This window comes from Streptomyces sp. MS191, assembly GCF_008042125.1.
In the GTDB taxonomy this organism is placed as follows: domain Bacteria; phylum Actinomycetota; class Actinomycetes; order Streptomycetales; family Streptomycetaceae; genus Streptomyces.
In genome coordinates this window covers 19425-39828 of the sequence record NZ_RDBI01000020.1, presented here as the reverse complement: position 1 = coordinate 39828, position 20404 = coordinate 19425, and the positions used below count along the sequence as shown (strand labels likewise).

Below are 20404 nucleotides of genomic sequence, written 5' to 3'. Positions count from 1 at the left end.
CATGTCCGGTCTTCCGGCCTCCGCGCCGGCGCGGGTCTTCCTCGTCGACGACCACGAGGTCGTCCGCCGGGGCCTTCGTGACCTGATCGACGACGAGCCCGACATGGAGGTGGTCGGCGAGGCGGCGACGGCGGAGCAGGCGCTGGCCCGCGGCCCGGCGCTGCGTCCCGACGTCGCGGTCCTCGACGTCCGGCTGCCGGACGGCGACGGAGTGTCGGTCTGCCGCGAACTGCGCTCCGCGATGCCCGAGCTGGCCTGTCTGATGCTGACCTCGTTCGACGACGAGGACGCCCTGCTCGACGCGATCATGGCGGGGGCGGCCGGTTACGTGCTCAAGCAGATCAAGGGGTCCGATCTCGTCTCGGCGGTACGGACCGTGGCCACGGGGCAGTCGCTGCTGGATCCCGCGACCACCGCTCGGCTGATGCACGCGCTTCGGGAGCCGGAGACCGCGAGGCCGCCGGAGGACGAGCGGCTCGCGATGCTCTCCGAGCGGGAGCGGTCCGTACTCGACCTCATCGGCGAGGGGCTCACCAACCGGCAGATCGCCCAGCGGCTCTACCTGTCGGAGAAGACGGTCAAGCACCACATCTCGCGCCTGCTGGGCAAGCTCGGCGTGGAGCGCCGCGTGCAGGCGGCCGTCATCGCCGCGCAGGCGCACGAGCACGAGCACGGCACCGGGACCGGCACCGGAACCGGATAGAGGTCAGGACCGGATAGGGGTCGCGGCCGGACAAAGGTCCGGGGCCGGACAGGGCCGGGACGGGGCCCGGTCTCACTCCCGCCCGGTCTCACTCCCGCCCGTCCGTCAGCGGGATCCGCCACTCCAGTACGGTGCCGGTGCCCGGTTCCGCTCGGGCATGGACCGACAGGGTGCCGCCCAGCCGCTCGGCTCGCTCGAGGAGGTTCCGCAGTCCGCTCCGGGCGACGTCCGGTGGCATACCGATTCCGTTGTCACCCACTCTCACCATCAGGACGCCGTCGTCGGCGACGACCGTGACCTCGGCCCGGCGGGACCGCGCGTGCCGCGCCACGTTGGTGAGCCCTTCCCCGATGACGGCGATCACCGCGTCGGCCGCCTCCGGGGGGACATCCGTGTCGAGAAGCCCTTCCATGCGCAGGGCCGGGGCGAACCCGAGCGTGGCCGCGGCCTGGTCCACCGCGGTGACCACGCGGCTTCTGAGCTTCGGGGCGACGCCGGGGGTCTCGTGTTCCCGAAGTCCGAAGATGGTCGATCGGATGATCTTGATGGTGGCGTCCAGGTCGTCGATGGCCCGCTCCAGCCGGTCCACGGCTTCCGGGTGTTCGACGAACCGCCGCGCGCTCTGCAGGGTCATCCCGGTGGCGAACAGACGCTGGATCGCGAGGTCGTGGAGGTCGCGGGCGATCCGGTCACGGTCCTCCAGGAGGCTCACCTGCTCGGCGTCGCGGCGCCGGTCGGCCAGTTCGAGGGCCAGTGCGGCCTGCCCCGCGAATCCCGGGAGTGCCGTGATCTCCGGACCTGTGAACGGGGGCCTCCCGCGGCGCCGCGCGAGGATCAGCACCCCGCTGAGTCGCTCCTTGGTTCCGACCGTGACGGCCACCACCGGTCCGAAGCCCTTCCACCGCTCGGGCTGCACGGTGATCCGCGGTTCGTTCGCGACGTCGACGACCGTGACCAGGCCCTCCTGCGCGAGGGCGGCCTCGGCGAGCGTTCCTTCGCTGGTCGGCAGGACGACGCCGCGGTGCGCTTCGGCCCCCTCACCGCGGGCGAGCGAACCGCGTAGTTCACCGCCGGTCCCCACCAGGTAGAAGACGCCCATGTCGGCGCCCGCGATGTCCACCGCGTGCTCCAGCATCCCGTCGAGGACCTCGGTCTCCTCCGTGCCCGACAGCAGGGCGTTGGTGAGGTCGGAGCTCGCGGCCAGCCACCGCTGCTTGCGCCGGCCCTCCTCGTAGAGGCGGGCGTTGTCGATCGCGATGCCGGCGGCGACGGCCAGGGTCGTCACCACCGCCTCGTCCTCGGCGTCGAAGTCGGCCGCCCCCCGCTTCTCGGTGAGGTAGAGGTTGCCGAAGACCTCGTCGCGCACGCGGATGGGTACGCCCAGGAACGTGTGCATCGGCGGGTGGTGCGGCGGGAGCCCGTAGGAGGCGGGATGCTCGGACAGCTCGGACAGCCGCAGCGGCTGGGGGTTGCGGATCAGCTCTCCGAGCAGGCCGTGGCCGGAGGGCAGCGCCCCGATCTGCTTCCGTAGGTCGTCGTCGATGCCGACGGGGAGGAACTCGGAGAGCTTGTCGTCGTCTCCGATGACGCCGAGGGCTCCGTACTCGGCGTCCACCAGCGTCACCGCCGCCTGCACGATGCCGCGCAGCACCTGCGGCAGGTCGAGCTTCCTGCCGACGGTCATGACGGCTTCCAGCAGCCCGTTGAGCCGGTCCCTGGTGCTCCGTACTTCGTCGATGCGCACCTGGAGCTCATCGAGCAGCTCGTCGAGTCGCAGCCGCGGCAGCCTGCCGTCCGTCGGTCGCGGGCCTTCGTGATCCATCATCGCCTCCGGCCACGTCGGACGCACGGTCCGCGCCTGATGGGCACAACGTCAGGGTGGTTCCGGCCCCTCGGTCACTTTATCCGGATTCGTCCGGAGGAAGGCGGTGCGGAGTCGGCGTCCGGCGGGGAGGCCGAGGGGTGCGCTGGACGCGGCGGTCCCGACACCCGCCCGATCGACCGGTCCGGCCACCGGGACCCGGCGCGGGAAGGGCACGGACAGCGGCAGGGTGGAGGCGAGGACGGACATGGGCAGGAGGGGGTTCATACGGGTGAACCTCCGGGAGGGAAGTCCCGGGACGAGTCCCCGTCGGACGACGCCGACCGCCCGCTCCCCCGTCGTCCTCCGGATCGGCGCGCGTGCGCGGTCCGCTGCCGACGCCGTCCTGCCCGCTCATCCCGCCGGGACGGTGATCACCGGGCACCGGGCACGGTGCAGCAGTCCGTGGACGACGGAGCCGACGCGCATCCCGGTGTATCCACCGCGGCCCCGACGGCCGACGACCACGGCGAGCGCGTGTTCGGCGGCGTCCGCGAGCGTCTCGACCGGGGAGCCGGGGAGCACCTCGTGGGTGACTTGGACGTCGGGGTACTTCTCCGCCCAGCCCGCGGTGGTCTCCGAGAGGAGGTGGGTCTCGGCGTCGAAGACCGTGTCACGGCTGTGCAGCGTGAAGACCGGGGGTTGCCAGGCGGCGACGACCCGCAGGGCGCAGCGCCGGAGGTCCGCTTCCTCGAAGGCCCAGGCCAGGGCCGCGCGGGAGGACTCGCTGCCGTCGACGCCGACGACGAGGCAGGGCTGCTCCCGCGCGACGTGTTCCGCGACCACGACGGCCACCGGGCAGCGCGCCTTCGCCGTCACCGGTACGACCAGGGAGCCGGCGCTCAGGAACTCCTCGGTGCGGCTGAGGTGCCGGGAGCCCAGCACGACCATGGCGGCCTCGCGCGTGAGGCCCGCCAGGACCGCTGAAGGGAACCCGTCGAGAAGCGCGGAGTCGGCCCTGATGCCCGGCTGCCGGGCCTCCACCCAGGCAAGGGATCCGCGGAGGGCCTCCGTGCCTGCCTGCCGCCGCGCCAGGTGACGAGGGGTGTCGTCCACGTGCTGGGTGTCGTGCTGCGGCGGCACGGCGACCACGAGGCGCAGTCCCGTGCCTCGCAGGAGAGCCTCCTCCGCAGCCCAGGCAAGGGCCGGCTGCCCGTTCCCGACCGGATCGATGCCGACGACGATGTCGCGTCGGCCCGTGGTGCGTGTCATGTCGTACTCCCCTGTCCTGGCCGTCGCGGAGGGACGGGTTCCCGGGGCGGTGGGCGCCGGCCTCCGGTTCGGATGGTGCGCCGCGCAGGTCGTCGGGGCCTACGCCCCGGCGAGCACGACCTTGAGGGCGCCCGTGTCCGCCGCGCGCCCGAAGACGTCGTAGGCCTCTTCCATCCGGTCCAGGGGGAAGCGGTGGGTGACCAGGGACGCAGCAGGCAGTCGTCCGGCGGACATCATGCGCAGGAGCAGCGGCGTGGAGTAGGTGTCCACGAGTCCGGTGGTGATCGTGACGTCCTTGATCCACAGCTCTTCGAGGTGCAGTGTCGCCGGCTTGCCGTGGACGCCGATGTTGGCGACCCGGCCGCCCGGCCGGACCATCCGCGTGCACATCTCGAACGTCTCGGGGACGCCCACGGCCTCCATGACGACGTCGGCACCCAGGCCGTCGGTCAGGTCCGCGACGAACTGCTCCGGGTCCTCGCCCGCGGTGACGGTGGCGTCGGCGCCCAGCGTGCGTGCGGCGGCGAGCCGGGAGTCGGCGAGGTCGACGGCCACGATCTGTCCGGGGCTGTAGAGCCGTGCGGTGACGACCGCGGCGAGGCCGACGGGCCCGGCGCCGACCACGACCACCGTGTCGGCCGGCCGTACGCCGCCGTTCAGGACGCCCACCTCGTAGGAGGTGGGGAAGATGTCCGCGAGCAGGACGGCGTCGGAGCTCTCGACCGCGCTCGGCAGCGGGTACACGGACAGGTCCGCGAACGGCACTCGGACGTACTCCGCCTGTGTGCCGTCGATGGTGTGGCCGAGGATCCAGCCTCCCCCGCCGCGGCATTGGCCGTAGCGGCCCTCGCGGCAGAAGCGGCATCGGCCGCAGGCCGTGATGCAGGAGATCAGCACGCGGTCTCCGGGCCGCACCGTGCGGACGTCGCTGCCCGTCTCGACGACCGTGCCGACCGCCTCGTGTCCGAGGATCCGGCCGGAGGTCACCTCCGGCACGTCCCCCTTCAGGATGTGCAGGTCCGTGCCGCAGATGGTGACGGCGTCGACGCGGACGATCGCGTCGGCGGGGTCCTTGACGCCCGGGTCGGGTACGTCCTGCCAGGCGAGCCGGCCCGTCCCCTGGAAGACGAGTGCCTTCATGGCGCCCACCCACTTCCTGTCGCGAGTCGCAGCGGTCCCCGTTCTCCAGGGTGTGCGCCGCTCTCCGTCGGCACATGAGCCGGTCGGCCCCTGGAAGGACCCGCTCGGCCCCTCCGGACCGGCCCGGTCCGGATGCGAGGGTGGAGATCGGACGCCCAGGTGCCCGGTCCCCCGGCGTACGCCCGCCTGCCGAGGAGGGAGTCATGGCCGCTCAGCCCTTCACCGTCGCCGACGTGATGACCAAGAAGGTCGTCGCCGTGCGGCCCGGAGCGGAGTTCAAGGAGATCGTCGCCGCCATGGAGCGGTGGAAGGTGACGGCCGTCCCGGTCATCGAGGGCGAGGGCCGCGTGGTCGGGATCGTCTCCGAGGCGGACCTGCTTCTCAAGGAGGAGTTCCACGACCACCGGCTCGGTCTCGTCGAACAGCTGCGCCGAGGCGATGCCACGGCCAAGGCCGGCTCCCGGCGGGCCGGGGACCTGATGACGACGCCCGCCGTGACCGTGAATCCAGGCGCCTCGTTGCCGCGGGCCGCGCGCCTCATGGCCGCGCACCGGGTGAAGCGGCTGCCGGTCGTCGACTCGGGCGGCTCCCTGGAAGGGATCGTGAGCCGGTCCGACCTCCTCAAGGTCTTCCTCCGTCCGGACGAGGACCTGGCCGCCGAGGTGCGCCGCGACGTCGTCGAGCACCTGTTCTCGCTCTCGCACCGCCAGGTCGACGTCCTGGTCGACGCCGGCGTCGTGACCCTGTCCGGCACGGTCCGCGACAGCGCTCTCATCCCGCTCGCGGTCCGTCTGGCCCGCGCCGTCGAGGGCGTGGTGGACGTGCGGTGCGAGCTCACCGCCGAGGGCACGGGCTGACCGCGCCCGGCCTTTCCGGTTCCGGACACCGGCCCCGTCGCGCATGCCGGAAGACCCTCCCGGTGACCACCAGCGACCTGCCGAGCGGTCCGGGCAGAGGCTCACTGAGGTCGATGAGGTCGGGAGGAAACGGCCCGGGCGGGGGCAGTGGCACCGCGGCGGCGCCGGGAACACGGTCAGTCGTCGTCGCCTCCGGCACCGCTGCCTCGGTGCAGGCGTCCGGACCACACGGGTTCCACCCGCTCCCACTCCCGTTCCCAGTCGGCGAGCCGGCGCCCTTCGGTTCGCCGCCGGACGAGCAGGACCATGCCGGTCCCCGCCGCGCCGACGACACCTGCCGCCGCGGTACCGCCCGAGAGGGAGACGAGGGCCCGGTCCGCGGTGCTGCGCGGTGGCCGGGCCGGGGACCCCGCGTCGTCCACCCAGACCGTCACGGTGTGGCCCTGCGGCGTCCGGGGCGGGACGAGAACGGTCCCGGACCGGCGGACGTGTTCGGGCTGTTCCCATACCGCCGGTGCGAGGGCCTGCGGCTTCGAGCCGTACCGGCCGATGACGAACGGGTCCCTGGCCGGCCCGGTGGTGGTCGCGTGCACCCGGTGGCGATGGGCGGCGAGCTCTCGATCGGCCCTGGCTCCGGCGTTCCACAGAATCCCGGCGGCGATGGCGCCGCCGACCAGGGCGATCATCAGGACGACGAACAGGGCGGTACGTCCGAACGCGCCCCTCGCCGGAAGGGCCGTCCCGCGGCTCGGAGGCTCCTGGTGGGACATGCCCCACCTCCCCTCGGGGGTGCCGGCCGACGGACCCGCGGCGCTCTCAGGCCGTGGCGCCGAGTTCCGTTCCGATGTGATGAGCCCATACCCGGATCCGTTCCGGATTACGGAAGTCTCCGCCCTTGCCCCGGCTCACCATGGCCCGGGCGACCGGGTCCGACGTATCGGCGGTCACGGCGCCGCCGAAGGTCATGTGCTCGCGTGCACCGAGTTTTTCCATCCGCCGGGCGACACCGCGTACGGGCGGGATGTCGCGCTCGTCCGCGGAGCTGTCGACGGGACCGCTGCTGAAGAGCCACAGCGGCCGGCGGCGCAGCTGTTCGGCGTTCCGCCGGGCGCAGCGCCTGGCCTTGCCCGTCCAGTGCCCGGCGTACAGGGCGCCGCCGAGGACGACGCCGTCGTAGCCGCTGACGTCGGTGACGGTGTCGGCCGGCAGGACGACCGCGTCGAAACCGTCGTCCCGGAGCGTCCGGCCGATCTCCTCGGCGATTCCCGCGGTCGCGCCGGCCTTGCTGCCGTAGGCGACCAGGACGCGCTTGGCGTTCATGGCGCCGCGCCGCCCTCGCTCGGCTTCCCGATCCGCTTCACCGGAATCGTCCGCACCGCCGTGGTCTGCTCGTCGGGCATGGGCACACGGACGGTGAGGATGCCGTCGGCGTACGACGCCTCGACGTCGTCGGCCGGGATCGTGGCCGGGAGGCGTACGGTCCTGCGGAACGACCCGTAGCGGAACTCCGAATGCTCCTTGTCTTCCTTGGTTTCGCCGTGCTCCGCGTTCACCGTGAGGAGGTTGTCGTCGACGGTGATGCTGATGTCGTCGTCCGGGTCCATTCCCGGGAGCTCGGCCCTCAGTACGTAGACCCCGCCGCTGTTGGTCACCTCCACCGGGATGGAGTGGGCAGCCGTCGCGGGTCGCCAGCCGGGCAGCCCCGGAAACTCCCGGTTGAACCAGTCGTTGAAGTCCGGGAAGAGGCTGTGCCTGCGTTCCACCTTGCCTCCGGTCATGGTTCTGCTCCTTGTGTAGGGGCCCGGGAAACTCGCCGCGGGCCGAGTCGGTTCGGGCGGGCGGGCGGATCGCCCGTGCGTTCCGGTCCGACTCCGTACCCCACTCTTCCGCCTGCGGGGTCGCGTGGCGCAGTGTCCAAGGGGGCTGTCCGACGGGGCCGAACGGGCCGCATCGGGAGGGGCCCGATCGGCCCATGTCGCCACGGGTTCGAAGGGACGGGGAGGCCGGCGCCGACCGGTTCGTCGTTCACGTCCGCGCGGCCGGCATCACGAAGGAGGGCGGGACGATCTCGACCGGGCAGTGCGCGTGGTGGATCAGGGCATGGGCGACACGGCCCAGCGAAGGTCCGACTCCCAGCGGGCGGCGGCCGCGGCCCAGCACGAGCAGGTCGCTGTGGCGGCTGGCATCGATGAGCGTTCCCGGGGTGCTCGTGCCCGTCACCACGTGGTGCCCGACGATCAGCTGGGGGTAGACCTCCCGGACGCGGTCGGCGAGCGACTTCACCTCGTACACCCGCTGCTGGGCGATGCCGTCGAGGTCATCGAGCATGGTGGCGACGCTGCCGACATGGGTGAGGACGTTCCAGACGCTCACGAGTCGCAGCGCCGCCTTGCGGGCGTCGGCCTCGGCGGCCGCGAGGAGCAGCCATCCCAGGTCCTCCGCGTCGTGCACGGCGGCGGTCACCGAGCCCGTCTCGGGACGCTCGCCCTCCCCCCGTACGACGATCACGGGTGCTTCGGCACGCCCTGCCACCCCCAGACCGACGGAGCCGAGCAGGAGAGCGGAGAATCCGCCGAGACCCCGGTTGCCCACCACGATCGTGCCCCGGTGGCCGGCGGCCGCCCGGAGACCGGCGACCGGCTCCTGTCGGCTCAGCTCCCTGGTGACGGCGAGGTCCGCGAAGCGGTCCTGCACGAGGCTCGCGGTGTCGATCAGCAGGTCGCGTCCGGCCTCACGCACCGCCTGCAGCGTTTCGGCGTTGGCGAACAGGGCCCTCCGGTCAGTGTCGGCGGCGTGCACGAGATGCAGGGACCGCCCTCGACGGGCCGCCTCGTCGGCGGCCCAGAGCACGGCGGTACGCGCGGAGGGGGACCCGTCGACTCCGACGAGGACGTTGCCGAGCTCCGGACGGGCGGCGATCTCGCTGTTCATGGTTCCTCCTCCGGAGTGGTCCCGGGGCTCGGGACCGCGGCCCGAGGGACGGCACTCCCACGCTGCCATCGCGGCGGTCCGGCCGGATGGGCCGTTCGGCCCCTGTCGGCGCGCCTGCTGCCTTCGGCCGCCGGATCAGGAAGGCGTGCCGGGCGCGCCCGGCACCAGGATCCGGCGTCCGGTCACCCGGCGCGGTGAGAGTGCCACCGGGGTGTCCCTCCCGCCCCCTGCCCAGGGTTGCGCGACGCCGGCGTCCTTGATCCTCCGTACCGCGSTCCCGTCCGACACGGTGCGCGCCGGACCGACGACGAGGACGCTCCAGCCCTGGCTGAAGGCTTCGTCCAGGCGGTCCGCCTCGAAGGCGACCTCCCCACCGTGTGCCGAGGCGTGCGCGAGGGACGAGTCCGCGGTGGTCAGGAAGGCGATCTCCCCGTCGAGGAGCTGGAAGTTCACGGGGAACACGGCCAGTCCGTCCGGTCCTTCGACGGCGACGCGGCCGACGCCGTGACCGCCCAGCAGCTTCCAGCACTCGGCCTCGTCGATCTCCTCCAGCCGCGCCCGGTATCCGGCCCGTGCCGCTCCGGGCGCGACGTCCGGGGTGTATCCGGTGAGCTCCTGGACCGTCGTCTCCAGGGCGTTCGCGAGCCGGACCAGGAACTCGATGCCGGGGCTGGGCACCCGCTCCTCCACGTAGGTGATGTAGCCGGGCGTGGAGCCGGCTCGTTCGGCCACTTCGTCCCGCGACAGGCCGAGTTGCGCGCGTCGGGCCGCGACGCGGCGGCCCAGGTCGCTCGTGGCGTGCCGGGCGCCGTCCGTGTTCATCACCGCTCTCCTTCCGTGGTCTCCACATGCCGCTGGGGTACGACGGCGACGGGACACGAGGCGTGGTGCAGGGCGCGGTGGGCGACCCTGCCGAGCTCCAGACCGACGTGCCGGTCACGGCGTCTCGCTCCGACGACCAGGAGGTCGGCGGCGGCGGATCGCTCGGTGAGGACGCTGTGGGCGGGGCCCTCGAGTACGGTCCTGCGCAGGTGCACCCGGGGGTGTGCGGACGCCGCGGCCTCGAGGGCCTTGTCGAGCAGTTCGGAGGACCGTTCCGCGGCGAAGGCACCCTCGTCACCGTGCGGCGGAGGGTGGTCGGCCGGTTCGTGGCTCGGCCGCCGCCAGGTGCGGACGGCGTCGAGTTCCGCCTCGCGGACCGCCGCCTCCTGGAAGGCGAATCCGACGGCCGACGAGTCGACGTCGTGGTCCCCGACGCCGAGCAGCACGCGCTGGTGGCGCGCCTCCAGGGCGTAACGGTCTCCTCGGACGACGACGACCGGGCAGGAGGCCCGCGCGGCCACGATCAGGCTGACGGATCCGAGGAGAAGGTCGGCGAACTCTCCGCGGCCTCGGGAGCCGACGACGAGAAGCGCCCCTTCCCGGCCCTCCGTGAGAAGCGCGCCGGCCGCGTCCTCGGCGAGGACGTGGGTGGTGAAGGCGAGGCCGGGTGCGCGGCGCCGGGCGCGCTCGGTCGCGACGGCGGCGATGTTCTCGGCGAGGATCCGGCCCGGCTGCCGGTCGGGTGTCCAGTCCGGCAGGACCCCCTCGTACCGTTCCCACCTCGAGGCATGGACAATGCGCAGGGGAACCCCGTGCCGCACCGCTTCGTCGACGGCCCAGTCCACGGCCGTGAGACTCGCGTCGGACCCGTCCACTCCCACCACTCCTACCACCAGAGGCGATCCCATCGTGCCCACCGCCTTCCGGGTCGTGAGGTGGCCTGCTGCCACGTTCCCACCGCGCCGGAGCGGCGGGTAGGGCTGGTCGGTCCCCGGCGGGGACCGACCGGACCCGCGCGCCTGTGACGCACCGGGCTTGTCCCGCCCTTGCGGGGTTCCGGTCGCGGTCGTGGTTCTCACCTCCCGGCCCGAGCGTCCGGTCGCCGTCGTGGTTCTCACCTCCCGGCCCGAGCGTCCGGTCGCGTTCGCGGGACCGGGGCTCTCGCTCTCCGCTCTGCGTCCCGGGCGGCCGCCGTCCCAGGGGCCATCTGTCCCCGGAGGGGACCGTTCGGCACTGCCGGGGGGTGCGCTTCGCGCAGGAGGCTGAGAGCGGCAGAGGCCCTCGCGTCCCGGGAAAGGGGGGCCGTCATGCAGCACCGCACGGTTTTCGTCCCCTCCCCCGACACGCCGCACGTCGCCGTGGTGGCCGTGGCCGCCGCCGACGGAGTGGTGGCCCTGACCGGCCGTTCCCGGGAGCGTGCCGACACCCCGGTGATCGTGCGTCCGCGCCGCTCGGTCGACGGTGTCGTCGCACTCGCCCTGCGCACACCGATCGACCACGCCCACGACGACCTCGCGCGCGATCCGGACCGACCGCGATGAACTCCCTGTGGGTCTCGCCGGTCATGCCCGACTACGACAGCGCCCGGGCCACGTTCTCCTGGCGTCGCGAGCGGTCCCGGCTCGCCGGGCTGCCGGACGGCGGCGTCAACATCGGTTACGAGGCGGTCGACCGGCACCTGCGAGCAGGTCACGGCGAGCACGTCGCCCTGTGCTGCGTCGCCCGCGACGGATCCGTGAGGACCATGACGTTCGCCCGGCTCGCCGCCGAGAGCTCCCGCTTCGCGCACGTACTGGGGACGCTCGGCCTGGAACGGGGTGAGCGTGTGTTCACCTTGCTCGGCCGCCGGTCCGAGCTCTACGCCACCGTCCTCGGAACGCTGCGCGCCGGCAGAGTCCTGTGCCCCCTGTCCACCGGCTCCGGCGCCGAGCCCGTCGCGCTCCGCATGAAAGCGGGCAACGCCCGTGCACTGGTGACGACCCGGGAGCAGTACGAGCGCAAGGTCGCTCCGATCCGGTCCCGGCTTCCCCATCTGCGACACGTCCTGCTCCTCGACCCGGGCGCCGACCCGCCCGCGGACACCCTCTCCTTCCCGGCTCTCACGCGCGCCGCGCCGGACGAGTACACGGTGGCACCGACCGATCCGGCCGAGCCCGCCCTGCTGCAGTTCACCAGCGGCACGACGGGCGCCCCCAAGGGCGCGATCCACGAGCACGAGGCGGTGCTGGCCCATCACGTGACCGCCGCCTACGCCCTGGACCTTCACGAGGGCGACGTCTTCTGGTGCACGGCCGACCCGGGCTGGGTCACGGGCATGTCGTACGGCATCATCGCCCCGCTCACCCACGGGGTGACGACCGTCGTCGACGAAGGGGACTTCTCGCCCGCCCGCTGGTACGGGATCCTCGCCAACCAGCGCGTCACCGTCTGGTACACGACACCGGCGGCGCTCCGCATGCTCATGCGGGCAGCACCTCGCGGCGGCGACCCGTCGCCCGCCGTGCGCCACGACCTCTCCGCGCTCCGGTTCGTCGCGAGTGCCGGCGAGCCCCTCGCTGCCGAGGCGGTGCTCTGGGGTCGGGAGGCGCTCGGTGTACCGGTCCACGACACCTGGTGGCAGACCGAGACCGGGGCCGTCATGATCGCCAACTTCGCGGCCGATCCCGTACGCCCCGGGTCGATGGGCCGGCCGCTTCCCGGCGTCGAGGCCGGCGTACTGGCGTGCGGCGAGGACGGCCGGGCCGCGGTCACCGGCGGCCACGTCCGCGTCCTCCGGGAGCCGGGGGCCCAGGGTGAGCTCGCCCTGCGGGCGGGCTGGCCGTCGATGTTCCGCGGATACCTCCACGAGCCGCACCGTTACGAAGCCTCCTTCGCGGACGGGTGGTACCTGACCGGCGACCTCGTCAGCCGTGACGGCGACGGCTGGTACTGGTTCGTGGGACGTGCCGACGACGTCATCAGGTCCGCGGGGCACCTCATCGGGCCGTTCGAGGTGGAGAGCGTGCTCAGGGAACATCCGGCGGTCGCCGAGGCCGGTGTCATCGGACGCCCCGACCGGCTGGCCGGCGCGATCGTCAAGGCGTTCGTGCTGCCGCGCCCCGAGTGCCCGCCGGACCCCGAACTGCGGCGCGATGTCATGGCGTTCGCCCGCCGCCGGCTCGGTCCGGCCGTCGCCCCCCGGGAGATCGAGTTCGTCGACGACCTGCCCCGCACCCGCGGCGGAAAGGTCATGCGCCGCCTCCTGCGGGCCCGCGAACCGGGCCTGCCCGAGGGCGACCTGGGGACGCCGGAGACGACGGCACCGGCCGGAACGGCCGAGACGTCCGGCCGGCCGGCCGAGAGGGAGCCGTGATGGCCACCGCACGGAAGGAGAGGGTGATGCGTCACCGCAGGATCGACCGGCTGATGACCCGTGAGGTGGTGAGCGTCCGCGGCGACGCCCCGTTCAAGGAGGTCGTCCGCACGCTCTCGCGGAGCCGCGTGACCGCGGTTCCCGTGCTGGACGGCGGGGGGCGGGTGCTCGGGGTGGTCTCGGAGGCGGACCTGCTGCGCAAGACCGCGGACCAGGCAGCCGTACCGGGTGGTCAGCGGGCCGTTCCCGGCCTGGAGGCGCCGGAGCGGGCGAAGTCCGAGGGGACGCGGGCCGAGGAGCTGATGTCCGCTCCCGCCGTGTGCGCGCGGCCGGAGTGGACCGTGCCGGAGGCGGCCCGGCTGATGGAGGTCCAGGGGGTCAAACGGCTCGTCGTCGTCGACGACGAGGACCGGCCGGTGGGCATCGTGAGCCGCCGTGACCTGCTGGGCGTGTTCCTCCGCGAGGACGACGACATCCGCCGGGAGATCGTCGAGGACGTGCTCGGCGACACGCTGCGTCTCACGCCGGACGTGCTCTCCGTCGAGGTCCGCGACGGGCGGGTGGACCTCGCCGGCAGTCTGCCCTTCCGGCGCATGATCCCGGCGGTGGAGCGCATGTGCGCGACCGTCGACGGCGTGGTCTCGGTCTCCTGCTCGCGTCTCACGTACGACATCGACGACGACACCGAACGAGGAGGTGGGCGATCATGACGCGGAACATCGTGGTCGGCCTGGACGGCACGGCACAGGCGGACGCCGCCGCGGAGTGGGCAGCGGACGAGGCCCTGCTGCGCGGCACCGGCGTGGATCTGGTGTACGCGAGGGAACCGGTACCGGAGGCGGCTCTGCCGTTCGTGGCGCAGGAGTCCGAGGAGGCATGGGCCGGGGAGATGCTGGCGCGTACCGCCCGTGGGCTGGGCGAGCGCCGTCCCGGCCTGTCGGTGACCACCCGGCTGCTGCCCGCGGGTCCCGTGACGGCTCTCGTCGCCGCGGGCGAGGAGAGCGAGCTGCTGGTACTCGGCTCGCGGGCGCTCGGCGGCATGGCGGGCTACCTGCTGGGCTCGGTCGGCCTGACGGTCGCCGGTGCCGTCGAGCGGCCCGTCGTACTGGTACGGGCCGGCGGCGAAGCGACCGGTCCGCAGGCCCCCGTCGTGGTGGGGACCGACGTACGCCGGCCGGTGGACGCCGTCCTGGGTTTCGCCTTCGAGGAAGCCTCACGACGGCGCTGCCAGGTCCACGTGGTCTACGCGCAGCAGCTGCCGCTGTACGCGTCCTGGGGACCCGCGATGGTCCCGGACATCCGGATGACCGTGGCTCCCGAGATCCGGCGTTCGCTCGACGAGCTGCTGGATCCCTGGCGCGCGAAGTACTCCGCGGTCGAAGCCGCGGCCCGCGTGGTGGTCGGATCGGCCGGCATCGAACTCGTCGAGGCCGCCAGGGACGCGGGGCTCGTGGTCGTGGGTCGGCGCGCGCGTCGTGCGGCGCTGGGCGCGCACATCGGCAGCGCGGCGCACGCGGTGCTGCACCACAGCCCGGTGCCCGTGGCCCTCGTTCCCCACGCCTGAGCCCGCCGCCGGACACTCGTCGGGCGCCGTCGGACACAGCCGTACGCGTCGGACACAGCCCGCCGCCCGTACCGCCGTGACCTCGTACCCCGGACATGAGGTCGCGGTGGCGGCGTGCTCCCCCATCGTCCCGGCGGCCGGACCGGGCAGAAACCGGACATCCGCGGCTTCGGCCCGCCCGGCACCCCGATGGGGTCCTTCGGCCCTTCTCGGGGACCCGGGTGGCCGTAGCCTCAGGTCCCTCCCGGAGGTTGGTATGGGGAGCATGAACACCGACGGGGCACTCCTTGTCGCCACCGGGGTACGCAAGATCTACCGGACGGGCTCGGTGGAGGTCATGGCCCTGTGCGACCTCGATCTCGTGGTGCGTCACGGGGAGATGGTGGGCGTGATGGGGCCGTCCGGATCCGGAAAGACCACGCTGCTGAACTGTCTGTCGGGGCTCGACGACATCGACGGCGGCCGGGTCCTGGTCGACGGCCATGACCTGTTCGCCATGTCGGACGCGGCGCGCACGGAGCACCGCGCCCACACCATGGGCTTCGTCTTCCAGGCGTTCAACCTCATACCGGTCTTCTCCGCCGTGGAGAACGTCGAACTTCCCCTGCTGCTCGTGGGCACCCGGCCGCGTGAGGCACGGCGCCGGGCGCTGGACATGCTCGACCGGGTCGACCTCGGCCACCGGGTCGGGCACCGGCCGAGTGAGATGTCCGGGGGTGAGCAGCAGCGGGTGACGATCGCCCGTGCCCTGGCCGGACGCCCGGCCATCGTGTGGGCGGACGAACCCACGGGCAATCTCGACAGCACGATGGCCGACCAGGTCATGGACCTGCTGTGCGAGCTCAACCGGGACGAGGGGCAGACGATCGTCCTGGTCACCCACGACGGTGCCATAGGCGCTCGCGTCCCCCGGCTGATCCGCATGCGCGACGGGCGCCTGGTCGACGACGTCCGTCGGACCGTCACCGCCCCCGCCGCGGACCTGGACCTTCCCTAGGCCTCCCCATGTATCCGAACCTCCTCGTCCCGCTGCTCGCCGCACTCGCGCTCGCCCTCGCGGCCCTGGTGGTCGTCGCCGTCCGGCAGCCGGTGTCACGGCGGCTGGCCTTCCGTCAGGTCGCCCGCCGGCGCACCGAGGCGGCGCTGGTGATCGGCGGCTCGATGCTCGGAACGGCCATCGTCATCGGGGCCCTGGTCGTCGGCGACACCCTCAACTTCTCCGTGCGGCAGGAGGCGTACCGGACCCTGGGTCCGGTGGACGAGCGCGTCGTCGCGCCCCCCGGACCGACCGGGCGCGCCGTCACCGAACGGCTGGCCGTCCTGACCGGTGATCCCGACGTCGACGGAGTTCTGAGCGCACAGGCGACGCAGGCGTCGGCGGTCAGCGGTACCGCCGGCCTCAGGGCTGCCGAACCCCGGGTCCTGGCCTGGCAGATGGACTTCGACAAGGCGGCGCGCTTCGGGTCCCCGGGCGGAGACTCCGGTCTGGGCGGACCGAACCCGGAGCCGGGCACGGTGGTGGTCAACGAGCCGCTGGCCCGCTCCCTGAGCCTCGGAGCCGGCGATCCGATCACGCTGTACCTCTTCGGTGCACCGGGGACGTACCGGGTCGAGCGCGTGGTACCCGAACAGGGCCTGGCCGGGGTGGGTCTCGGCGGCAGGCTGAACCGCGACGTGTTCCTGCCCCCCGGGACTCTGGACTCCGCCGCCCGGGCCGCCGGCGCGGAGCCGCGCTCGGTCACCTTCGTGTCCAACCGGGGCGGCGTCGAGGGCGGCGAGGCCCTGACCGACCGGGTCACCGCCGACATCCGCCAGGCTCTGGGCCCGTTCGCCGGCCGGACGACGATCGAGACGCCCAAGCACACGGTCCTGCGGGACGCCAGACAGGCCGGGGACTCGCTCGGAGCCCTCTTCCTCATGATCGGCAGTTTCAGCATCATCGCGGGCGCGCTGCTGCTGGTGAACATCTTCGTGATGCTCGGCGAGGAGCGGAAGTCCCAGATGGGCATGGTGCGGGCGGTCGGGATGAAGCGCTCGCGGCTCGTCGGGTCCTTCGCCCTGGAGGGGGCGACCTACGCGTCGTTGTCCGCGCTGCCGGGCGTGGCCATCGGGGTCGCGGTCGGCTGGGGCGTCGCCGTGGTGGCGGCGCAGATCTTCCAGGGCTGGTCGGTCGGCGGAAGCAGCATCCGCATCGCGTTCGCCGTGACCCCCACCAGCATCCTCAACGGCCTCGCCCTGGGCCTGCTGATCGCCTTCGCCGCGATCCTCGCGACCAGCGTGCGCATCAGCAGGTTCAACATCATCGCCGCGATCCGCGACCTCCCCACCGCCCCCGGACGAGGGCCGCGCCGGCGCCTGCTCGCGGTCTGCACCGCCCTGGCCGTCCTGTGCGCGTTCGCGGCCGTCCCGGCCGTGGCCCGCAGCCAGCCCGACGCGACGTACCTCATGCCGGCTCTCGCGCTCGCCTTCGCCACTCCGGCGCTGCTACGCGTCCTCCCCCGCCACACCGTCACCACCTCGGTCGCGGGAGCCGTTCTCGCCTGGACGCTCCTCGCCCCCGTCCTGCGCCCCCGGATCTTCGACGCGCCCTCCATGTCGGTGTACGTCATCCAGGGCTCCCTGGCCGCCTTCTCCGCCGTGGTCCTCGTCAGCGACAACCAGAAGACGCTGCTCCGCCCCGTGCGGCGACTGCTCCAGCGCCCGACGGAGAGCGGCCTCGCGGCACGGCTCGCGGTGGCCTATCCGCTGGCCAAGCGGTTCAGAACCGGCGCGACGCTGGTGATGTACACCCTGATCGTGTTCGTCCTGGTGCTCCTGACGGAGATCTCGGGCATCCTTCGCGCCGGCGTCGACGGTGTCGTCTCCGATGCCACCGCCGGATACTCCCTGCGGCTCGACTACAACCCCCAGGTCGCCGGTGACCGCCTCGTGTCCGACATCCGCGGCGGGCCGTCGGGCGCCCGGATCTCCGCCGTGACGCCGCTGCTGAACGCGACGGGGCAGGCGACCGATCCGGGACACCGCAGCCCTCGACCGCTCGACACGGCCGTCGTCGGCGTACCCGACGGAGCGATCAGCGGCATCACCTTCAGGGAACGTCTGCCCGGCCTGGCGAACGACGCGGCCGTGTGGCGGGCGCTCGCGTCCGACCCCCGCTACGTCGTGCTCGACGCCTTCTTCGGGAGCACCGGCGGTCCGGCCGGCGACTACTACGACCCCGGCGACGGTCTCACCCTGAAGGATCCCCGGACGGGCCGCAGCGAACAGAAGGTCATCGCCGGCGTGCTCAGCAACGGACTGGTCTTCTACCCGGGCACCGGCGCCAGCTCGACCACCTACCCCGTCGTGATGAGCGCGCAGGGCACGCGCGAGCTCTTCGGTGCCCAGGCGCAGAACGCCTCCGCACTGGTGAGGACCGGTCCCGGAACCTCGCCCGACGCCCTCGCGACCCGACTCCAGGGCGAACAGCTGTCGTCCAGCCTGGTCGCCACGCCCATCGAGTCGGACATCCGTCGCCAGTTCGACTCCAGCACCGCCTTCTTCCGCCTCATGCAGGGCTTCCTCGCGCTGGGCCTCGGCGTCGGCATCACCGGCCTCGGCGTCGTCATGGTCCGAGCCGTACGCGAACGCCGCCGCACCATCGGCATCCTGCGGGCCCTCGGCTTCCGGGCACGGACGGTCCAGCGGTCCTTCCTGTGGGAGAGCAGCTTCGTCGCGGTGGAGGGAATCGTCCTCGGCTCGCTGCTGGGCGTGCTCACCACCTGGCTGATGTACGCCAACAGCGCCGCTTTCGAGGGCCTGGAAGGAGGGTTCCCGGTCGAGTGGACCAGCATCTGCGGCCTGGCCGCGGCCACCTTCGCCGCGTCGCTCCTGGCCACGATCGGGCCCGCCCGCCGCGCCGCGGCCATCCGCCCGGCACTCGCCGTCCGGGTCACCGAATGACGAGCGGCGCCGTGGACACCGCCCCCGCGATGACGGCGTTGCGCGGGGGCTCACGAGCCCTGCGCGTCGCCGCGGGAGGTCGACGCACCGGGATTTCCTTCCGGGCAGCGCCGAGGGAAGCAGCCGCGGTCGGATTCGGCGAGTCGCGGGAGGAGGCGCGGTCGACGAGACTGGCGCGCGTGAGCAGCGTTTCTCAACCTCCACCTCGCCACGACGACGCCCGAGTGCTCCTCGCGTATGCCGGTGTCCACGGCTCGACCAGGAGCACGGCCGAACGCATCGCCGCTCGCCTGGAGGAGCGGGGAGTCCACGCCGATGTGGTTCCCGTCGACGCCGTGGATGATCCAGGTGCCTACGACGCGTTCGTCGTGGGCAGCGCGGTTCACGACATGGCATGGCTCCCCCAGGCGCTGACCTTCGTGCACGCGAACAGGGACCTCCTGGTCCGGCGAGGCGTGTGGCTGTTCAGCGTGGGCATGCCGGCCGCGCTGCGGGGCCCGTGGAAGGCACTGGTCGCCAAGGAGGAGGACCATGTGGTCGGCGGCCTCGCCGCCGAACTGCATCCCCTGGGGCACCGTTTGTTCTCGGGTGTCATCGAACCCGGACATCTGACGCGGGCCGGGCGAGTGGAGTTCCGGGCGATGGGTCTGCGCTACGGCGACTACCGCGACTGGTCCGCGGTCGACGCGTGGGCCGAGGAGGTCGGCCGTGACCTGCTCGGGCGCGGCGCCGAAGGCGACGGCGCTCCGGCATGAGGGCCGGCGGACGCCGGGCGGCCGTGACGGCACTCGCCCATGGCGCGACGCCGGAACGCTGCGGCACGTTGACGGGCGGGGAAGGACCGGCCGGCTGAATCGCCCGCCGGCAGGGGCCGGTTGGACGCGTGAGGCGCCCGACCGGCCCACCGTCAGCGGCCTGCCCCCGGGGCAGAGCCGCTCGTCGGAGAAGGCCCCGACGGAGTCAGGACTTCGGCACGGTGTCGATGTGGTTGGTGCCGGCGCTGTAGAAGCCGTCCACCGCCTTCTGGACGTCCGCCTGGGACACGGCCTCGTCGGCCTTGTAGTAGAACCAGTTGACCTTCATGTCCCAGGTGCGCGGGCCGCCGCTGAAGGGAAGGTCGATGAACCAGTTGCTGAAGTGGATGTCCATCTTCTCGCGCGGGACGTACTTGCCGGAGCTGGTGAACAACTCCTTGCCGTCCAGGGAGTAGGTCACCTTTCCGTCCATGGCGGTGACCATCAGGGTGTGCCAGCCCTCGAGCCGCCGCTTGTGCGCGCGGGTGACCCGGTCCGGCGGATCGGCCTTGTACCAGGTGGTGGTGTCGAGTTGCGGGCCGACATGACCCCAGCCGCCGTTCGGCAGGTACTCGTAGTCGAGTTCGCTGTAGTCCGTCGAGGAGTCCGAGGCGGAGATCGGGAAGAACGTCTCGACGACGTGGTCGCCGTCGCGACCGCTCGTGGGCTTGTCGCTGAAGTGGACCCGGGCGGCGAAGGTCCCCGTGAAGAGGCTGGTGCCGGTGCTCTGCACCTCGGCCTGCCTGGTGCCCTGCTCGGTGCCGTCGGTGGAGGACTGCAGCTGCAGGATCCTGCCTCCCTGGGCGGTCGGGTCGGAGAAGAAGCCGACTCCGTCGGCGGACCAGGTGTCCTTGATCCCCGGGCCTCCCCCACCGGTACGGACCTGCCAGCCGTTGGCGGCGAGCGCGGAGTCTTCGGGGCCGCTGTAGTGGAAGTTGTCGAACAGGGTTCCCGGCGGTCCGGACGGGCTCGGCGAGGCGCTGGGGGCGGCGTCGACCCCCTCGCCGGCTATGGGGGTGCCGGAACACGCGGCGAGTACGCACAGCAGGGCGGGCAGCGTGAGCACGGTCCACGCGCGGCGGCGAGAGGTGCGGCGGGGTTGGCTCACACGGGCTCCTGAGGAATAGCGGCGGTACTCGGACACGCCGTTTGCACGAAGATCGATCTCTGTGACTGGTCACACGAGGGGGTCATCCTAACGACGGCCCGGACGGGGTCGCGCAGGT

General features: G+C 72.7%; 19 protein-coding genes. 9 read left to right on the top strand and 10 right to left on the bottom strand.

The genetic code is table 11. The features are described from left to right. Position 1 precedes the first annotated feature (1 nt). Positions 2–703 (top strand): response regulator, encoded by a 702-nt coding sequence (locus tag EAO71_RS02605; RefSeq protein WP_147976125.1) that lies wholly within the window; start codon positions 2–4, stop codon positions 701–703. An 88-nt stretch (positions 704–791) separates the two neighbouring features. On the opposite strand, the gene EAO71_RS02600 is transcribed toward EAO71_RS02605, so the two are convergent. The 3 genes from EAO71_RS02600 to EAO71_RS02590 all read right to left on the bottom strand — a co-directional run bounded on the left by EAO71_RS02600 (position 792) and on the right by EAO71_RS02590 (position 4916). Beyond that, positions 792–2525 carry a sensor histidine kinase gene (locus tag EAO71_RS02600; RefSeq protein ID WP_147976167.1) on the bottom strand — a complete coding sequence of 578 codons (1734 nt, stop codon included), beginning with the start codon at positions 2523–2525 and terminating at the stop codon, positions 792–794. Positions 2526–2918: 393 nt separating this feature from the next. Continuing rightward, positions 2919–3776: a universal stress protein gene (locus EAO71_RS02595; protein WP_147976124.1), complete on the bottom strand. Its 858-nt coding sequence runs from the start codon at positions 3774–3776 to the stop codon at positions 2919–2921. A 99-nt stretch (positions 3777–3875) separates the two neighbouring features. Then, a complete protein-coding gene (locus EAO71_RS02590) occupies positions 3876–4916 on the bottom strand; it encodes a zinc-dependent alcohol dehydrogenase family protein (RefSeq protein WP_147976123.1) in 1041 nt (346 codons plus the stop codon). A gap of 203 nt (positions 4917–5119) precedes the next feature. On the opposite strand from EAO71_RS02590, the gene EAO71_RS02585 reads away from it, so the two are divergent. Continuing rightward, positions 5120–5773 carry a CBS domain-containing protein gene (locus EAO71_RS02585; protein WP_147976122.1) on the top strand — a complete coding sequence of 218 codons (654 nt, stop codon included), beginning with the start codon at positions 5120–5122 and terminating at the stop codon, positions 5771–5773. Positions 5774–5949: 176 nt separating this feature from the next. Here EAO71_RS02585 and EAO71_RS02580 read toward each other — a convergent pair whose 3' ends face one another. The 6 genes from EAO71_RS02580 to EAO71_RS02555 form a co-directional block, all read right to left on the bottom strand. Beyond that, complete coding sequence (locus EAO71_RS02580; protein ID WP_147976121.1) at positions 5950–6543, bottom strand: Rv1733c family protein; 594 nt, start codon at positions 6541–6543, stop codon at positions 5950–5952. Positions 6544–6589: 46 nt separating this feature from the next. After that, the gene (locus EAO71_RS02575) at positions 6590–7093 is read right to left on the bottom strand and encodes a flavodoxin domain-containing protein (protein ID WP_147976120.1); all 504 of its coding nucleotides are present in this window, start codon (positions 7091–7093) and stop codon (positions 6590–6592) included. Continuing rightward, positions 7090–7551 carry an Hsp20/alpha crystallin family protein gene (locus EAO71_RS02570; RefSeq protein WP_147976119.1) on the bottom strand — a complete coding sequence of 154 codons (462 nt, stop codon included), beginning with the start codon at positions 7549–7551 and terminating at the stop codon, positions 7090–7092. Before EAO71_RS02570 ends, EAO71_RS02575 begins: the two co-directional genes overlap by 4 nt. Positions 7552–7798: 247 nt before the next feature. Next, on the bottom strand, positions 7799–8704 hold the full coding sequence (locus EAO71_RS02565; protein ID WP_147976118.1) for a universal stress protein: 906 nt from the start codon (positions 8702–8704) through the stop codon (positions 7799–7801). 135 nt (positions 8705–8839) lie between these two features. Beyond that, entirely contained in the window at positions 8840–9526 is a 687-nt protein-coding gene (locus EAO71_RS02560) for a helix-turn-helix domain-containing protein (RefSeq protein WP_147976117.1), read from the bottom strand. Continuing rightward, positions 9526–10443, bottom strand: a complete 918-nt coding sequence (locus EAO71_RS02555; protein ID WP_399753776.1) for a universal stress protein — start codon at positions 10441–10443, stop codon at positions 9526–9528. The genes EAO71_RS02560 and EAO71_RS02555 overlap by 1 nt, the downstream gene beginning before the upstream one ends. A gap of 390 nt (positions 10444–10833) precedes the next feature. On the opposite strand from EAO71_RS02555, the gene EAO71_RS02550 reads away from it, so the two are divergent. The 7 genes from EAO71_RS02550 to EAO71_RS02520 all read left to right on the top strand — a co-directional run bounded on the left by EAO71_RS02550 (position 10834) and on the right by EAO71_RS02520 (position 19139). After that, positions 10834–11067 (top strand): hypothetical protein, encoded by a 234-nt coding sequence (locus tag EAO71_RS02550; protein WP_147976115.1) that lies wholly within the window; start codon positions 10834–10836, stop codon positions 11065–11067. Continuing rightward, complete coding sequence (gene acsA / locus EAO71_RS02545; RefSeq protein ID WP_147976114.1) at positions 11064–12878, top strand: acetate--CoA ligase; 1815 nt, start codon at positions 11064–11066, stop codon at positions 12876–12878. Before EAO71_RS02550 ends, acsA begins: the two co-directional genes overlap by 4 nt. 26 nt (positions 12879–12904) lie before the next feature. Beyond that, a complete protein-coding gene (locus EAO71_RS02540) occupies positions 12905–13588 on the top strand; it encodes a CBS domain-containing protein (RefSeq protein ID WP_147976113.1) in 684 nt (227 codons plus the stop codon). Further along, positions 13585–14442 carry a universal stress protein gene (locus EAO71_RS02535; protein ID WP_147976112.1) on the top strand — a complete coding sequence of 286 codons (858 nt, stop codon included), beginning with the start codon at positions 13585–13587 and terminating at the stop codon, positions 14440–14442. Before EAO71_RS02540 ends, EAO71_RS02535 begins: the two co-directional genes overlap by 4 nt. A gap of 265 nt (positions 14443–14707) precedes the next feature. Beyond that, the gene (locus tag EAO71_RS02530) at positions 14708–15439 is read left to right on the top strand and encodes an ABC transporter ATP-binding protein (protein WP_147976111.1); all 732 of its coding nucleotides are present in this window, start codon (positions 14708–14710) and stop codon (positions 15437–15439) included. 8 nt (positions 15440–15447) lie between these two features. Further along, positions 15448–18384 (top strand): ABC transporter permease, encoded by a 2937-nt coding sequence (locus EAO71_RS02525; RefSeq protein WP_147976110.1) that lies wholly within the window; start codon positions 15448–15450, stop codon positions 18382–18384. A 179-nt stretch (positions 18385–18563) separates the two neighbouring features. Further along, positions 18564–19139 carry a flavodoxin domain-containing protein gene (locus EAO71_RS02520; RefSeq protein WP_261991957.1) on the top strand — a complete coding sequence of 192 codons (576 nt, stop codon included), beginning with the start codon at positions 18564–18566 and terminating at the stop codon, positions 19137–19139. A 205-nt stretch (positions 19140–19344) separates the two neighbouring features. Here the strand turns inward: EAO71_RS02520 and EAO71_RS02515 are convergent, their stop codons facing one another. Further along, positions 19345–20286, bottom strand: coding sequence for a glycoside hydrolase family 16 protein (locus tag EAO71_RS02515; protein ID WP_147976109.1), 942 nt, complete (start codon positions 20284–20286; stop codon positions 19345–19347). Between the last annotated feature and the right edge of the window lie 118 nt (positions 20287–20404).

What these genes read in the sequence shown, in the direction of transcription:
- EAO71_RS02530 (WP_147976111.1), top strand. Translation starts at nt 14,708, where the DNA reads ATGAACACCGACGGGGCACTCCTTGTCGCCACCGGGGTACGCAAGATC.
- EAO71_RS02525 (WP_147976110.1), top strand. Translation starts at nt 15,448, where the DNA reads ATGTATCCGAACCTCCTCGTCCCGCTGCTCGCCGCACTCGCGCTCGCC.
- EAO71_RS02590 (WP_147976123.1), bottom strand. Translation starts at nt 4,916, where the DNA reads ATGAAGGCACTCGTCTTCCAGGGGACGGGCCGGCTCGCCTGGCAGGAC.
- EAO71_RS02605 (WP_147976125.1), top strand. Translation starts at nt 2, where the DNA reads ATGTCCGGTCTTCCGGCCTCCGCGCCGGCGCGGGTCTTCCTCGTCGAC.
- EAO71_RS02540 (WP_147976113.1), top strand. Translation starts at nt 12,905, where the DNA reads ATGCGTCACCGCAGGATCGACCGGCTGATGACCCGTGAGGTGGTGAGC.
- EAO71_RS02575 (WP_147976120.1), bottom strand. Translation starts at nt 7,093, where the DNA reads ATGAACGCCAAGCGCGTCCTGGTCGCCTACGGCAGCAAGGCCGGCGCG.
- EAO71_RS02600 (WP_147976167.1), bottom strand. Translation starts at nt 2,525, where the DNA reads ATGGATCACGAAGGCCCGCGACCGACGGACGGCAGGCTGCCGCGGCTG.
- acsA (WP_147976114.1), top strand. Translation starts at nt 11,064, where the DNA reads ATGAACTCCCTGTGGGTCTCGCCGGTCATGCCCGACTACGACAGCGCC.
- EAO71_RS02550 (WP_147976115.1), top strand. Translation starts at nt 10,834, where the DNA reads ATGCAGCACCGCACGGTTTTCGTCCCCTCCCCCGACACGCCGCACGTC.
- EAO71_RS02565 (WP_147976118.1), bottom strand. Translation starts at nt 8,704, where the DNA reads ATGAACAGCGAGATCGCCGCCCGTCCGGAGCTCGGCAACGTCCTCGTC.
- EAO71_RS02595 (WP_147976124.1), bottom strand. Translation starts at nt 3,776, where the DNA reads ATGACACGCACCACGGGCCGACGCGACATCGTCGTCGGCATCGATCCG.
- EAO71_RS02585 (WP_147976122.1), top strand. Translation starts at nt 5,120, where the DNA reads ATGGCCGCTCAGCCCTTCACCGTCGCCGACGTGATGACCAAGAAGGTC.
- EAO71_RS02570 (WP_147976119.1), bottom strand. Translation starts at nt 7,551, where the DNA reads ATGACCGGAGGCAAGGTGGAACGCAGGCACAGCCTCTTCCCGGACTTC.
- EAO71_RS02580 (WP_147976121.1), bottom strand. Translation starts at nt 6,543, where the DNA reads ATGTCCCACCAGGAGCCTCCGAGCCGCGGGACGGCCCTTCCGGCGAGG.
- EAO71_RS02535 (WP_147976112.1), top strand. Translation starts at nt 13,585, where the DNA reads ATGACGCGGAACATCGTGGTCGGCCTGGACGGCACGGCACAGGCGGAC.